The organism is Clostridium aquiflavi, from assembly GCF_031344075.1.
Lineage (GTDB): Bacteria > Bacillota > Clostridia > Clostridiales > Clostridiaceae > Clostridium > Clostridium aquiflavi.
Window position 1 is genome coordinate 19067 of record NZ_JAVJAN010000026.1, and the last position, 15325, is coordinate 34391.

The following is a 15325-nucleotide window of genomic DNA, read 5'->3' on the forward strand; positions in this document are numbered from 1 at the left end:
GAGTTGATAGGATAAGTATGCAGATGATGGTGGTTATGCTGTAGTTGCAGAAAGCATTGAAGATTTTAAAGAAATACAGAAGAAAACTAATATAGATATTAATGATGTAATTGTTGAATATGTTGATAAGGTTTCATGTGCTGATGGAAAAGATAATATGAAGCAAGAATTAATAAGAAATGATACTTAAAGTGAGAAGTGAAGCTTTAGGTATCATTTTTCTATTATCCGTAGATTAATTTTGATAAATTTAAAACAGTGAAAGGAGTCCAATGATTATGGCAAAGGGAGAAAAGAAAGTAATTGAAGAGAAAAAGATAATAAAGGAAACTAGATATTGTCAGGTATATAAGTCTGTATCAATTATTGATGATGATTATTATAGCAGCATCGAGAAGATCAAAGTTAAAAGTAAAAATCATGAAGAGGTTAGATTTGCATTATACAAAGATACTTTTAAGATGGAGCGTCAATTTATTCCTAGAAGTTTGGATTTAACTGAGAAGCAATTACTAGAGCTTATTAAAAAAGCTATTGAAGGTAAAGTATTTGTAAAACTGCTTAAAGAAAAATTCAAAAATAAAATATATTACACATTATAAAAATAGGCTATAATATATATATAAAGTGCTTCTATTGATAAGGAGGGATATTGATTATGGTTCAAGATAATAAAAAATTATATGATGCTTTTTTAAATTATTCTTATAGTGATTTGATGGACTTATTTAAAAGGGCAAAAACTAAGGAAGAACAGGACTTTTATGTTATGCTTTCAAATTTAGTACTTAAAAGAGAAGCTAAAAAGGTTATAGGTAAGTAGAGTGGCAACATATACAATATTTGCAGGTGTAAATGGAGCAGGTAAGACTTCAATTTATAAAACAACTTATTATGAACACAATAAGGATGAAAAGAGAATAAATACAGATGAAATGGTAGCAAGAATAGGTTCATGGAAAGATACTAATTTGCAGTTGAAGTGTGCGAGAGAAGCAGTCAAACTTATTAGAAAATCTATCTAAGATTATACCAATATGTGATGAAATTAATATTTATGATAATACTGATATATTTAAGCTAATAGTATGTATAAGAGAGAGCAGTATAATTTGGAATTAAGAAAAATTACCAGATTGGATAAAGGCAATAGTTAAAAACATAATATAAGTATTCCAATTGAAATATTGGTGGATTTTGAAGGTTATGCTTTGCCACCACCAAATAAGAACTAGAAATTTGATACAATAGAAACCCCTTGATTTCAAGGGGTTTTCGTGTTTTTTGGAGAAAATCAAGTGCTTAAAAAATAAGTCTTGAAGATAAAATTTGAAAAGTAAAGAACAAGAGTCCTTTGCTAATGCTCAAGTGCAACATAAAGTAAAAAAAAGGTGATATAGTTTCTGGGCAACATTTGATTTAATAGAATCCCATACAGTTGTTATTAAAGGTCCTCCATTTGTATAAATTTTTACCAAAGATGGACATTAGATGTCCGTATTATTGGAGTATAGTTTAAACATAGAAATTTGGAGGAATTGATAAAATGGACATGTTAAATCGAGAAGTTAATTATGTATATGAGATAAAGTATAGTAAAGAAAGTACAAATAAGAAGAATAGATGTTTAGTTAAGAGCAGAATAAAGCCAAAAGATATATGTGATTTAATATTATACATTCAATATAAATATAAGAGTATTATTCCACAGTCAGATTTAACAGAATATGAGGTTAAATAATTTAATAGAGAACGGTTATATTGAGAAACAGATTGTAGATATATTATTATCTGAAGGTTATAAACTTTCAAGAAGTAATGCAAGGCATATGATCCGTAAAGTTGTTAAAGATAATAATTTAATCATAAATAAGTATTCTTCTGTGAATAATAGTATCAAAACTAAGAACGGTGCTAGTGATGCAAAATATACATATATAAAAAGAAGCTATATCTTCAATTACTTATGGATGAATGCTAAACTATCGGAAAGAGAAAAGAATTATTTATATGTTAATTATCCTAAAGTATTTAAGTTAAAGAAGTGCATTATCGAATTTAGAGAATTATTTAAGATAAAGGGTCTTGTGTTATTATATATCTTTATTGATAAATATATAAATATAGATATTACTGAATTGGCATCTTTTGTGAATGGATTATTACGGGATATTGAAGCTATTGAAAATTCAGTTTCTAGTGATTTAAGTAATGGATTTGTAGAAGGTACTAATAGCAAATTAAATGAAATATATGCCGCATAAGTAAAATAGAGCGTTTAAGTCATAAACATAAATTAGTTCAATTTGTTATTGCAATTTATCAAAAAAAATAGATAGCAGATAAGGTTAATTAATTAAATTTAGATTATTAATGCAAGTTATGTCATCTTAATAATCTAAATATTTTTTTGATATGATTATGTTATTAATTTAACAATAAATATAAAAATAAGGGGATTAAGGAAAAAATTACTTTAAATCAAAGATGTAAAAAATTGATTTAAGGACTTATATATACAACTTCTTATAATAGACAAAATTACCAATGTAAACATTTACTGTTAAATTATTAACAATTGTTTACAAGCAGTATTTGAGGAGATATAATGAAATTATAAATTGGTCCTACCTATTTATGATTGGTATGACAAGTACGTATGAATTTATAGGAGGAAAATTATCTTTGATCATAGGAATATATTAAATCTAGGAAAAGAATATTAATAAACTTGTTAATATCATTAAATTAATGTAAATGGTAAAGGGGAGAAAAAACATGGAAATTATGTTATGTGTAAAACAAGTTCCAGATGACTCTGTTGAAATTCATTTGGATAAGGAAGCTAAAAAACCCAAGTTAAGTGGAGTGAGTTTGGTAGCAAATGCATTTGATACATATGCATTAGAACTAGGAGTCCGCTTGACTGAAGCACATGGAGGGCAAGTAAGTGTATTAACAGTTGGAGCAGAAGATTCTTTAAACACCTTGAAAAATTGTCTTTCTGTAGGAGCTAAAGAAGCATTTTTTGTAAAAGATGATTTATATGCAGATTTAGACTCCCTTGGAACAGCTCATGTTTTGGCAGATGCTATTAATAAAATTGAAAAGGACAAGGGTAAAAAATTTGATTTAATTCTTTGTGGAAAGGAATCTACAGATGAAATTACTGGTGAGGTTGGAGCAATGCTTGCTGAAAAACTTAAAATGGGTTTTGTAAGTAGTGCAATTGAAATAGGTCTAAAAGATAATGATTTGGAAGTTCATCAAGAAACTGATGAAGGATATAATTTAGTTTCTTTAAAATCACCAGCAGTAGTAACAGTAAGTAAACCAAATTATGATCCACGTTACCCTACGATTAAAACTAAGATGGCAAGTCGTAAGGCAGTAATTCCAACTTACTCAGCAGCAGAAATTGGAGAGGTAAAACAAGCAAAAGTATGTTGCATTCAATATGTTGAACCTTCTAAGAAAGAAGCTGGTATCAAGATTAAAGAGAAAGATGCTGTGCTTGCAGTAAGTGCTGTTATGGAACAAATGAAAAAGGATAAGGCAATCTAAATTAAGGGGGAAAAGGAAAGTATGAAAGCATTATTGTTTATTGAAACAGATGGAGAAAAAGTATTGGGAGGAAGCCTAGAACTTATTAGTGCAGTAAAAGCATTAGAGGCAGAAGGAACAGCTCTTGTAGTAGGTAACAGGGCTTTAGCAGATACAGTAGCAGAGTTTGGAATTCCAGTTATTTTTGCAGATAATGCGGATGGCTGTGATACTTTGACAGAAGTATTAGCAGAAACTGTTAAGGAACAAAATCCAGATATTATTCTATTAGCTAATACAGCACTCGCTAAAAATATTGCACCACGTATTGCTGGACGAATGAGTTTAGGCTGTGTAAGTGATGTAACAGGAATTAGTAAAAGCCATGATAAAGTTATATATACTAGACCAGCTTATGGCGGCACAATTTTGGAACATATTGAAGTAGAAGGCACTGCTATAGTTACAGTTAGAAATGGAAGCTTTCCAAAGCCAGAATCTACTTCAAATGCAAGTGTTACAGAAAAGAAGGTTGAAATTTCATCTAATGTTATTAAGACAAAAATTGTTGATGTAGTAAAAGAAATTTCTGAATCTGTTAATTTAGAAGAAGCTGAAGTTATTGTTTCTGGTGGACGTGGAATGGGAAATGCAGAAAATTTTAAACTTGTTGAAGAATTAGCACGTGTACTTGGTGGTGTAGTTGGTGCAACAAGACCCGCAATTGAGGAAGGATGGATTTCTCGTGCACATCAAGTTGGACAATCAGGAAAAATTGTAGCACCAAAACTATATATTGCATGTGGTATTTCTGGAGCAACACAACATACATCTGGAATGACAGGTTCAGGTTATATCGTTGCAATTAATAAAGATGAAGAGGCTCCAATATTTGAAGTTTCCAACTTAAGTATTGTTGGTAATGTTGCAGAAATTCTTCCAGTTATGATTGAAGAAATGAAAAAAGCAAAAGCACAGTAAAGTTTTTTCTAAGATAAAGGGTTATTTTACTAAAAGCTATTGCAATAACTTAAAAATAAATCTCAATTCACAAGAATATGAAATTAAATATAAAATTTTACACTTGTACACTTAGAGAATTATTAAAAATAAATTAATAATAAACGTAGCATATAAAAAATAATTATATTCGTATATTTTTAAAACAGTATTAATTAGCAAGTGGAGAGATGGATAATTATAATACCATGGTCATACCAATTTGTGAAAGATTATACCACTTAAGAATTAAATAAGGAGGATATGAAATGCTGTTTTTAAAATTCTTAATGGCCATAGCACCAATTATTTGGCTTATAATTGCACTTAGCGGATTAAAAATGCCAGGTTTTAAAGCCTGTTTAATTACACTTGTTCTTACAATGATTTTAGCTATTTTCTTCTGGAATTTGAATGTCATTTATACTATGACAGGAGTATTAGAAGGAATACTAAACGCATTGTGGCCAATTTGTCTAGTTATTGTTGCAGCTTTGTTTACGTATAATTTGGTTCTACGTACAGGCGCAATGGATTCCATTAAAAAAATGTTAGCTGGAGTTTCTAGAGATAAAAGAGTATTAATATTAATTATTGGATGGGGCTTTGGTATTTTCATGGAAGGAATGGCGGGATTCGGTACAGCAGTTGCTATTCCAGCATCAATGCTCGCTGGTCTTGGATTAAATCCAATTTCAGCAGTTCTAGCATGTTTAGTTGCCAATACAGCGCCAACTGCTTTTGGATCAGTTGGAATACCTTTAGTAACACTTTCTGAAATAACGAAAGTTGGAGCTAACTCACTAGCAGCAAATACAGCGATAATTGAAGCGTTTATCCTTTTTATAAGTCCATTTATTATGGTATGCATTGTAGGTAAAGGAATAAAGGCACTTAAAGGGGTATTTGTTGTTACCTTGGTTGCTTCATTATCATTTACAATACCTGCTTATATTACAGCAACAGTACTTGGACCAGAATTACCAAATATAGTAGGATCTATTTGTTGCATGATATGTACAGTTGCTTCAGCAAAAATATTTAATAAAAATCCTCAAGAAGAATATTGTATTCAAGTTAATGAAAAACAAGAAGAAACAACTTTATCATTTAGTAATGCAGTAAAAGCTTGGTGCCCATTTATTCTAATATTTTTAATGTTAATGTTTACTTCAACATTATGCCCACCAATTTATGATGCAATTGCAGGATTTAAAACTAGTGTAATTGTATATGCAGGTAAAGGAGGAAACACTTTAACCTTTAGTTGGATTAATACACCGGGTGTAATTATCTTTATTGCGGCCATTATTGGAGGGTTTACACAAGGTGCAAAAGTGCCAATGATGTTTGAGGTATTAAAAGGTACATTAAAAGCAAACTGGAAAACGATTGTAACAATTTGTGCAGTTATGTCAACCGCAAAAGTAATGAGCTATAGTGGAATGATTTCAGATATTGCAAGTTTTTTAGTTGTAGTTACAGGAGGAGCATATCCATTAATTTCACCATTAATAGGATCTATTGGAGGCTTTGTCACAGGCTCAGGTACATCTACAAGTGTTTTATTTGGAGGATTACAAGTACAAACAGCACAAAAACTCGGACTTTCAGCAGCATGGATGGGTGCAGCCAATACACTTGGAGCAGGTATAGGAAAGATGATTTGTCCTCAAAGTATTGCAATTGGCGCAAGTGCAATAGGCAAATCTGGTTCGGAAAGTAAAATTTTAAGAAGTGTATTTAAATATTATATATGCTATATAACTATTAGTGGAATCCTATGTTTTATAGGTACACGTTTATTTAGTTAAGAGATAATAAGTAAGATATAAGTAGTATTTAGAGATAAAAGATAAGAAATAAGTAGTATAAAAATATAAGGGATGAAAGATCTCAGGTAAAAGTTTAGGAAATAATTTAAATTTGGCACTAAATAAATTAGAAAGGAAATGATTATTATGGCAGAGTATAATCAATTGACAGAAGAATTAATCATGAAATTACAGGAGGCAGCTCCAGGGCATATTTTAACAGGTGAAGATATAAATGAAGATTATAGTCACGATGAAATGCCTATCTATGGAAAAGCAGCTCCACAAGTTGTATTTATGGCACATTCTACTGAAGAAGTTTCAAAGGTAGTAAAAATATGTAATGAAAATAAAATACCAGTAACTCCAAGAGGAGCAGGAACGGGGCTTGTAGGTGGAGCAGTTCCACTACTCGGAGGAGTTTTAATTGATATTACAAAGATGAATAAAATACTTTCTTATGACTTAGAGAATTTTATTGTACGTGTAGAGGCTGGTGTTTTATTAAACGATCTTGCAGAGGACTGTTTAAAAAAAGGATTATTATATGCTCCAGACCCAGGTGAAAAATTTGCTTGCCTAGGTGGAAATGTTGCAACTAATGCTGGTGGAATGAGAGCTGTAAAATACGGTGCAACACGTGATTATGTACGTGCAATGAAGGTTGTACTTCCAACCGGTGAAGTAACAGACTTTGGAGCTACAGTATCGAAAACAAGTTCAGGTTATAGTCTTTTGAATTTAATGATTGGTTCAGAAGGTACCCTTGGAGTTATTACTGAACTTACACTTAAAATCATGCCAGCACCAAAGGTAGTTGCAAGTTTAATTATACCTTTTGAAAATTTAGATGATTGTATTGCTACTGTTCCTAAATTTAAAATGGAACACATGAATCCGCAAGCTATAGAATTTATGGAAAGAGAAATCGTTTTATCTAGTGAAAGATATATTGGAAAAAGCGTCTTCCCACAAGTAATTGATGGAGTGACTGCAAATGCTTATTTACTTGTAACTGTTGATGCGGGTAATGAAGATGAGTTAAATAATCTTATAGAACAAGCTAGTGAAATAGTATTAGAATCAGGAGCAATTGATGTGCTTGTAGCTGATACACCAGCAAAAATTAAGGATGCGTGGGCTGCACGTTCTAGTTTCCTTGAAGCCATTATGGCAGAAACAAAATTATTAGATGAATGTGATGTTGTAGTTCCAGTAAATAAAATTGCTTCTTATCTTGCATTTGTAAATAAAACTGGTGAAGAGTGTGGAATAACTATTAAAAGCTTTGGACATGCAGGAGATGGAAATCTTCACATATACCAATGCAGTAATGATTTAGAAGAAGGAGAGTTTAAAACAAGAGTTGATAAATTCTTTAAGATTATTTACGAGGAAGCAATAAAATGTGGAGGCCTTGTTTCAGGAGAACATGGAATTGGTAGTGGAAAGGTTAGCTATTTAAGAGATAGCATTGGAGAAGTAAATATGGAATTAATGAAAGGCATTAAAAAAGTCTTTGATCCAAATTCCATTATGAATCCAGGTAAAGTATGTAGCCAAATAGAAGGTTTAAGTTCATAATAAAAAAGTTTATATATATAAATATCTCATAAAAGTAAAAAAAAGAAAAATAAGCGTATCCTACAAAAAGTAAAAAGGAAAAGATGTTCCACAAAACAAGAAAAGGAATTAAGAAAAAACAATTGATATCCAACAAATTATAAAAAGGAAAAAAGGAAGGCAGGAGATTAATATGAATTTTAGACAAGATGAAACCCATGAACAATTACAAGAAATGTATCGCGAGTTTGCAGAAAATGAGGTAAAACCAATCGCAAAAGAAATTGATGAAAGCATGCGTTTTCCAGAAGAGAATGTAGCAAAAATGGCTGAAATGGGCTTACTTGGAATTCCATTTTCTGAAGAATACGGCGGAGCTGGAATGGACACATTAAGTTATGTACAATGTGTAGAAGAATTATCTAAATGTTGCGCGACAACAGGTGTTATTGTTTCAGCACATACAAGTCTTTGTGCAACTCCAATTCATACTTTTGGTACAGAAGAGCAAAAAGTAAAATATTTAAAACCACTTGCTTCAGGTGAAAAATTAGGTGCATTTGGATTAACAGAACCTGTTGCTGGAACTGATGCCTCTATGCAAAAGACAACAGCAGTACTTGAAGGAGACCATTATGTATTAAATGGAAGCAAGATTTTCATTACAAATGCAGGATATGCAGATATATATATTGTTTTTGCTATGACAGATAAGAGCAAGGGAACAAAGGGTATTTCAGCATTTATCGTTGAAAAAGATTTCCCAGGTTTTTCTGTTGGAACTCATGAATTAAAGATGGGAATTCGTGCATCTTCTACATGTGAATTATTCTTTGATAACTGCATAGTTCCAAAGGAAAATCTTTTAGGAGAAGAAGGTAAAGGATTCGGAATTGCAATGGCGACTCTTGATGGAGGACGTATTGGTATTGCAGCACAAGCTCTTGGTATTGCAGAAGGTGCAATAGAAGAAACAGTAAAATATGTTAAAGAGCGTGTTCAATTTGGAAAATCAATTTCACAATTCCAAAATACTCAATTTGAACTTGCACAAATGCGTGCAAGTACAGAAGCTGCAAAACTTTTAGTATATCAAGCAGCATGTGCAAAAGATGATCATGTAAAATATACACATTTAGCTGCTATGGCAAAATTGGTTGCTTCTAGAAATGCTACTAATGTAACAAATCGTTGCCTGCAATTATTTGGTGGCTATGGATATTCAAGTGATTATCCAATTGAAAGAATGATGCGTGATGCTAAGATAACAGAAATCTATGAAGGAACATCAGAAGTTCAAATGATGGTAATTTCAGGATGGATGCTTAGATAAGCCACATTTTAAGAACTAATAAATTTGCTCTTTAGTTAAACACATTTAAATAAACTATGAAAATAACAAGTTCAACTATATATTATAGGGAACTTGTTATTTTTTATGTCTTTAATTGGATGGAGTGCTTTTTTATTCTTTAAGAATTTATAATACATTAAATATTAATGAAGGTAAGAAAACAAAGATGAGGGTGGTAGATATTGTAGGCACACTTTGCAATAAGAGGGCATGAGGTAGAAATATTTGAAAAGTGTGATAGATTAGGTGGAAATCTAGTAGCAGCAGGAGCTCCAAGTTTTAAAGAAGACGATATAGCACTTATTCAATGGTATGAATTACAATTGAATAAACTTGGAGTTAAGATAAGATATAATACAATTGTTACAGAAAAAATGATTAAAGAAACCCATGTAGATGCAATTATACTAGCTACAGGCTCTACTCCTAGAAGATTAAGTATTGAAGGAACAGAAAATGTTTATACTGCAGAAGAAGTATTACTTAAGAAAAAAGATGTTGGAAATTCGACTATAGTAATTGGTGGTGGACTAGTAGGTTGTGAAACAGTTCTATGGTTAAAGGAAATGGGGAAAGATGTAACTATTGTTGAAATGATGGATGATATATTACAAGTTGGTGGACCTTTATGCCATGCAAATCATGATATGTTAAAAGAGTTAGTAGCATTTAATAAGATTAATGTAAGATGTGGCTCTAAAATAATAAAAGCAGCAGAGGAAGGATTTATAATTGAAAACAAAGAATCTCAAGAAATAGTTAAAGCTGATTCAGCAATTGTTGCAATAGGATATAATTCAGAAAATTCACTATATAATAAAATTAAATTCTTACACAGTAATGTTAGAATGATTGGTGATGCAAACAAAGTTCAAAATATAATGTATGCTATATGGGATGCATATGAAGTAGCAAGAAACATTTAAGGAATAATTTAATTTTAATAGAGATTCTTAAATTTAATAGTGTAAAGTAAAAGTATGACTTCCATATTTTATTGAAGTCATACTTTTTAATTTTTCTCGTAAATTTCTTGCATTATAAAGATTATAATTGAGTACAATAAAAATCAACTTAGAAAAACTAAGAAAATTTTCAAAAGAATAAATATTAATGAAATACTAGTAACAATAGATCCTTGGAAAGATAGTAATTTACAAATGAAGTGTGCAAGGGAATCTGTTAAGAGAAAATATTTATAATAGGATGTTTAGATTGAATGAATAGGATAAAATAAAAATATATTAGAAATGTTAGATTTTAAAATTGAGGAAAAGAGGTACTGTTTATGAAGTTTCTATAAAAAAGGTAGATGGATATGTAACAATAGATCCTGTTCTAAAGGATGTTTATAAGAGTGGAATTGTTGTGGAAGAGGTATTGTAACTTGACGAATATAATAATATAATATTATTATAAAAGAATAGGTGGTCGTTTATGCAAATATTAAAAGAAGAGGTTAAAAACAATATAACTTATGAGGCTAAAAAACTTTTTAGTGAATATGGATTTGAGAAAACTTCAATGAATATGATTGCAAAGGAAGCAAATGTAAGTAAAAGCAATGTTTATAATTATTTTGCCACAAAAGAGGAGATTTTTTATTATATTACTGATGCTATGGCAAATGATTTGATAAATATGACTGAATTTTTTGTAAATCATAAATTCTATGAGAAATTTGGTAGCAATGAATTTATTGAAATGATGGTTCAGAAACTATTTAAAATTTCATCGGAACACAGAGAAGAATTACTTCTTATTATGGATTGCTCAAAAGGTACAAAGTATGAAGATATAAAATCAAAAATTATTAATATGTTAGAAAGGCATTTTGCAGAAGGATTTTCCGAAAATATTGCTAAAGAATGCTTTATAGCTCATGTAATTGCTTTTAATTTAATAGAAGGTATATTAGAGATACTAAGAAATAAAAAGGATAATAGAGAGATTTATGATAATTTTAATAAATTAATTAAATATCATATAAAAGGTTCAGAAATGTTGATTAATAAATAGTCAACATTTTTAAATAAAATAATAATGACCATATGTTCTTTATTAAACAAGATATGGGAAGTGATTGAGTTTATGTATAATAACAATTTTAAAGTAGGTACATATAATTTGAATAGTGAGCCTAATTTTAACTATCAATTAAATAGAACAATATTGTGGAGTAATGGAGATGCTGAAGAAATTAAGTCTATAAGCTATTTAATAAAAGCGCCTAAAGATTGGGAAAGAGAAATGTTAAAACTTGGAGATAAAGCTTTAAGTGAAAAGCGTATAGAACAGGCAATAGCATATTATCGTATGGCAGAGTTTTTCATGTTCCATGAAAATCCAGATAAAATTAAAGTTTATGAGAAAGCAAAAAAGTTATTTTATGATTTGAATTCAAACATTTTTATAAAGGAAGGAATAATTAAAAGAGAAAAAATTAAATATGACAATGGATATTTACCAGTATGGGTATCGTTACCTGAAAAAGAATCAAAGGGTGCAATTGTTATATTTGGTGGAAATGATTCATATATTGAAGAATTTAAATCTACAGTATTATATTTAAGAGAAAAAGGGTATTCTATTTATGCTTTTGAAGGACCAGGACAAGGAGAAGTGTTAAGAAAATATAATATTCCATTTACCCACAAATGGGAGGAACCTGTGAAATGTGTTTTGGATTATTACAACTTAAATGATGTTACAGTGATAGGTATTTCCTTAGGTGGAATATTAGCTCCCAGAGCTGCTGCATTTGAAAAAAGAATTACAAAAGTTGTAGCATGGAGTATATTCCCTAGTTTTTTTGATATATTAATGTCAACCCGTACTAAAAAAGTTCAAAGAATTGTAAGGGTATTGTTCAAATTAAAACAAAAATTTATGATTAATAAATTGATGGAAAAACAAATGAAAAAAGACCCTATGGCCGAATGGGGAATTAAGCATGGTATATATAATTTTGGAGTTAATACACCTTATGATTATTTTGCTAAATCAATGAATTTTCAAATATATAATATAGCTCCTTTGATTAAACAAGATTTTCTATTGATTGGTGCTTCTAAAGATCATTTTATTCCTAAAGAATTTTATAAAAAAGAAATAGATGCTTTAACAAATGTAAAATCATTAACTTTTAAATTATTTAATGAAAAGCAATTTGCAGAAAGACATTGTAATGTTGGTAACACTAAATTGGTTCTAGAGAGTATAGTAAATTGGATAGACAATATATCTAAAATAAATTAAGTTTGGAGGTGTGATATGTCTGTGATATTTTGGAATACGATTTCTAACTATAATAAAAGCACTTGGATAGCACAACTTATAATATGTGCTATAGGCTTAGTGTTAACAAGACTAATATATATTAAACCAACAAAAATTGTGAAAATTTCATTGAAAATATTTTTATCTTTTAGTTTTGCTTGGATTTCAATTGTATTTTTTATACTGAATGGGTCTAATGAGTTAAACAAATATTTAACAGCTACTTTATTTGGCAGTATTGCATTATTGTTTTTTATTGACATATTTAAAGATAATATAATTTTTGAAAGAAATAAAAGGTTTAATAAATTAGTATTCATTTTATACATTCTATTTTTAGCCTATCCATTAATTAGTATTATATTGGGACATGCATATCCTGCAATAACTACATGGCTTATGCCTTGCCCGCTTGTAGTATATTCAATTACATTATTAGTTTCTTTTTCTACCAAAGTAGATTATAAAATATTAATACTATTAATATTTTGGGCGTTAACAGGATTGCCTAAAATTTTTATGTTTGGTGTACCAGAAGATTTTATACTTTTTCTTTCTGGAATTTTGGCTATTTATGTGTGGACTTTAATTATTAAAGAAAGAAAAAAATAAAATAATAATAGCAAGAGTTATAGATATCAATGAATATAATTCATTGACTTTTATTCATTCAAGTGATATATTATGTTTAGAATGATGAAAGGAGGCTTTTAAATATGGTACGAATTTCAAAGGAGCCTGAAGTTCGCAAACAGGAAATATTAGATACAGCAATGAGATTATTTTATAAAAAAGGATATGAATCAACTTCTATGGCTGACATAGCAAAGGAAATGAATGTGGTACCAGGGTTATGTTATCGTTACTTTAAATCAAAACAAGAACTTTTCGAAACCGCAATGGATAAGTATGTTGAAGAATGTGGAGAAAAATTTTTAAAGGTTATTTGTGATGATAAAAAAACATTAATAGAACGTATGGACGATATGGCTAAATTAATGCTAATTCAAGAAAATAACAGCAAATATCATTATTTTTATCATAAGACTGGTAATGAAATATTGCATGAGCAGCTTACTATAAAAATTGCAAAATATTTAATTCCAAGTTTATGTAAAGAGTTTAAAAAGTTATGTGAAAAAAGAGAAATTCATATTGAAAATGTTGAAATAATGACTAATTTTATTATGTATGGACAAATAGGTGTTTTGTCATGCAAAGACATTTCTATGGAAGAAAAAATTAAACAAATTCGTGGATTTATAAATTCAATATTAGGAATAAGACAATAGATATAATGATTGGTTATTAGATAAACATCCCTAATAAAGTATTTCTGTAAAGTGATATTTTGTTAGGGTAAAAAAATACTTAGTGAGTGAATTTCATTCATTGACTACAATTCACTAAACAGTAATCAAAGAAAGAAGAGGATTTAAATGAAAAATGTATTAGAAAAAGATTTTACAACAGGTAACACAACTAGAAAACTAATAGGAGCTACTATCCCAGTGCTCATAGCATTTATATTTAGCATGGCATACAACATAGTTGACAGTCTTTGGGTTGGAAATCTACTTGGTGAAAAAGCAATGGCAGCACTTACTGTATCAATGCCACCTATACTGTTAACAATTTCTATTGCAATGGGTGCTACTAATGGGGTTGCAATTTTGTTATCAAAATATGTTGGGGCAAAGGATAAAGAAAATCAAAATAAAGTAATATCAACTTCTTTTATAGTAGCATTTATTTTCAGCATAATTATAACTGTTATTTGTGAACTTAGTGCAAAAACTATTTTAAATCTTTTAAACACACCAAATGAGATATATGCTATGTCAAAAGAGTATCTTATTTTATATATGATTGGATATGTTTTTGTATTTATGTACTTATATTTTACAGCTGTATTACGCAGTTTTGGTAATACAACTATGCAAATGGTATCTATTATTTTCTGTACAATACTTAATATAATTTTGGATCCTATTTTTATTAATAAAATGGGACTTAAAGGTGCAGCAATTGCAACTTTATTGTCTCAGGGAATAATGATGATTATTATGATTGTATATATTATTAAGAAAAAATTAATTGTAATTAATTTTAAGTTCTTTGACAAAAATACTTTAAAGAATCTTACACTAAAAGCAATACCATCTATTATTCAACAAAGCATTCCTGCAATAAGTACAAGTTTTATTACTTGCTTAGTTAGTACATTTGGAGTATTGCCTATAGCTGCATTTGGTATTTCAGGAAAATTAGAAACAATTTTATTTTATCCTGCTATGGCGCTTAACATGACAATTACTACATGCACTGGTCAGTGCTTTGGTGCTAAAAATATAAAAAAAGCAAAAGAATATCTTAAATCAGGAGTATTATTAGGTAGTGGATTTTTAATTGTATTAACAATTATAGTAGTATTTTTTTCAGAAAATTTAGCACAAATGTTTGGGGCAAATGAAAGTGTTAAAGATTTAGTTAAAGTTTATTTTTCAATTATTTCAGTTGGATATATATGCAATGTTATTACTAATTCTGTTTTTGGAGCAGTAAATGGTTTTGGAAAACCAATGTCAGCTATGTTTTTAATGATTTTCTACTATATTATTATTCGTATGCCACTAGCAAAGGTATTATCTACAGGTGATTTAGGATTAAATGGAATATGGGTAGCTGTTTTGATAAGTCATATTGTAGCAACTATAGCAGGAATTTATTATTTTAAAGTACTACTAAAAAATGCACAAGTTTAGGTGGAACT

The 15325-nt window shown here is 29.4% G+C and carries 15 protein-coding genes and 1 pseudogene; all 16 read left to right on the forward strand.

Going from position 1 to position 15325, the window contains the following annotated elements; genetic code table 11:
• Nucleotides 1-278: 278 nt before the first annotated feature.
• The 16 genes and pseudogenes from RGC78_RS10480 to RGC78_RS10555 all read left to right on the forward strand — a co-directional run bounded on the left by RGC78_RS10480 (nucleotide 279) and on the right by RGC78_RS10555 (nucleotide 15317).
• Nucleotides 279-602, forward strand: a complete 324-nt coding sequence (locus tag RGC78_RS10480; protein ID WP_309556601.1) for a hypothetical protein — start codon at nucleotides 279-281, stop codon at nucleotides 600-602.
• 56 nt (nucleotides 603-658) lie between these two features.
• Nucleotides 659-823 (forward strand): hypothetical protein, encoded by a 165-nt coding sequence (locus RGC78_RS10485; protein ID WP_252231884.1) that lies wholly within the window; start codon nucleotides 659-661, stop codon nucleotides 821-823.
• 1 nt (nucleotide 824) lies between these two features.
• A pseudogene (locus RGC78_RS10490) lies at nucleotides 825-1122 on the forward strand (hypothetical protein).
• Nucleotides 1123-1546: 424 nt separating this feature from the next.
• Entirely contained in the window at nucleotides 1547-1741 is a 195-nt protein-coding gene (locus RGC78_RS10495) for a hypothetical protein (RefSeq protein WP_309556602.1), read from the forward strand.
• On the forward strand, nucleotides 1728-2264 hold the full coding sequence (locus tag RGC78_RS10500; RefSeq protein ID WP_309556603.1) for a transposase: 537 nt from the start codon (nucleotides 1728-1730) through the stop codon (nucleotides 2262-2264). The genes RGC78_RS10495 and RGC78_RS10500 overlap by 14 nt, the downstream gene beginning before the upstream one ends.
• A 514-nt stretch (nucleotides 2265-2778) precedes the next feature.
• Nucleotides 2779-3564, forward strand: a complete 786-nt coding sequence (locus tag RGC78_RS10505; protein ID WP_309556604.1) for an electron transfer flavoprotein subunit beta/FixA family protein — start codon at nucleotides 2779-2781, stop codon at nucleotides 3562-3564.
• A gap of 21 nt (nucleotides 3565-3585) precedes the next feature.
• Nucleotides 3586-4524 (forward strand): electron transfer flavoprotein subunit alpha/FixB family protein, encoded by a 939-nt coding sequence (locus RGC78_RS10510; protein ID WP_309556605.1) that lies wholly within the window; start codon nucleotides 3586-3588, stop codon nucleotides 4522-4524.
• 287 nt (nucleotides 4525-4811) lie between these two features.
• Nucleotides 4812-6356 (forward strand): L-lactate permease, encoded by a 1545-nt coding sequence (locus RGC78_RS10515; protein WP_309556606.1) that lies wholly within the window; start codon nucleotides 4812-4814, stop codon nucleotides 6354-6356.
• 147 nt (nucleotides 6357-6503) lie between these two features.
• Nucleotides 6504-7940, forward strand: a complete 1437-nt coding sequence (locus RGC78_RS10520; protein ID WP_252226381.1) for an FAD-binding oxidoreductase — start codon at nucleotides 6504-6506, stop codon at nucleotides 7938-7940.
• 172 nt (nucleotides 7941-8112) lie between these two features.
• Nucleotides 8113-9252, forward strand: coding sequence for an acyl-CoA dehydrogenase (locus tag RGC78_RS10525; RefSeq protein WP_309556607.1), 1140 nt, complete (start codon nucleotides 8113-8115; stop codon nucleotides 9250-9252).
• A 344-nt stretch (nucleotides 9253-9596) separates the two neighbouring features.
• Nucleotides 9597-10199: an FAD-dependent oxidoreductase gene (locus RGC78_RS10530; protein WP_309556608.1), complete on the forward strand. Its 603-nt coding sequence runs from the start codon at nucleotides 9597-9599 to the stop codon at nucleotides 10197-10199.
• Between the two features lie 511 nt (nucleotides 10200-10710).
• Entirely contained in the window at nucleotides 10711-11292 is a 582-nt protein-coding gene (locus tag RGC78_RS10535) for a TetR/AcrR family transcriptional regulator (RefSeq protein WP_309556609.1), read from the forward strand.
• A gap of 72 nt (nucleotides 11293-11364) precedes the next feature.
• Complete coding sequence (locus RGC78_RS10540; RefSeq protein ID WP_309556610.1) at nucleotides 11365-12531, forward strand: alpha/beta hydrolase; 1167 nt, start codon at nucleotides 11365-11367, stop codon at nucleotides 12529-12531.
• Nucleotides 12532-12546: 15 nt separating this feature from the next.
• Nucleotides 12547-13164, forward strand: a complete 618-nt coding sequence (locus RGC78_RS10545) for a DUF6064 family protein (RefSeq protein ID WP_252231898.1) — start codon at nucleotides 12547-12549, stop codon at nucleotides 13162-13164.
• Nucleotides 13165-13268: 104 nt separating this feature from the next.
• On the forward strand, nucleotides 13269-13844 hold the full coding sequence (locus tag RGC78_RS10550) for a TetR/AcrR family transcriptional regulator (RefSeq protein ID WP_309556611.1): 576 nt from the start codon (nucleotides 13269-13271) through the stop codon (nucleotides 13842-13844).
• A 147-nt stretch (nucleotides 13845-13991) separates the two neighbouring features.
• A complete protein-coding gene (locus RGC78_RS10555) occupies nucleotides 13992-15317 on the forward strand; it encodes an MATE family efflux transporter (protein WP_309556612.1) in 1326 nt (441 codons plus the stop codon).
• Nucleotides 15318-15325 lie beyond the last annotated feature (8 nt).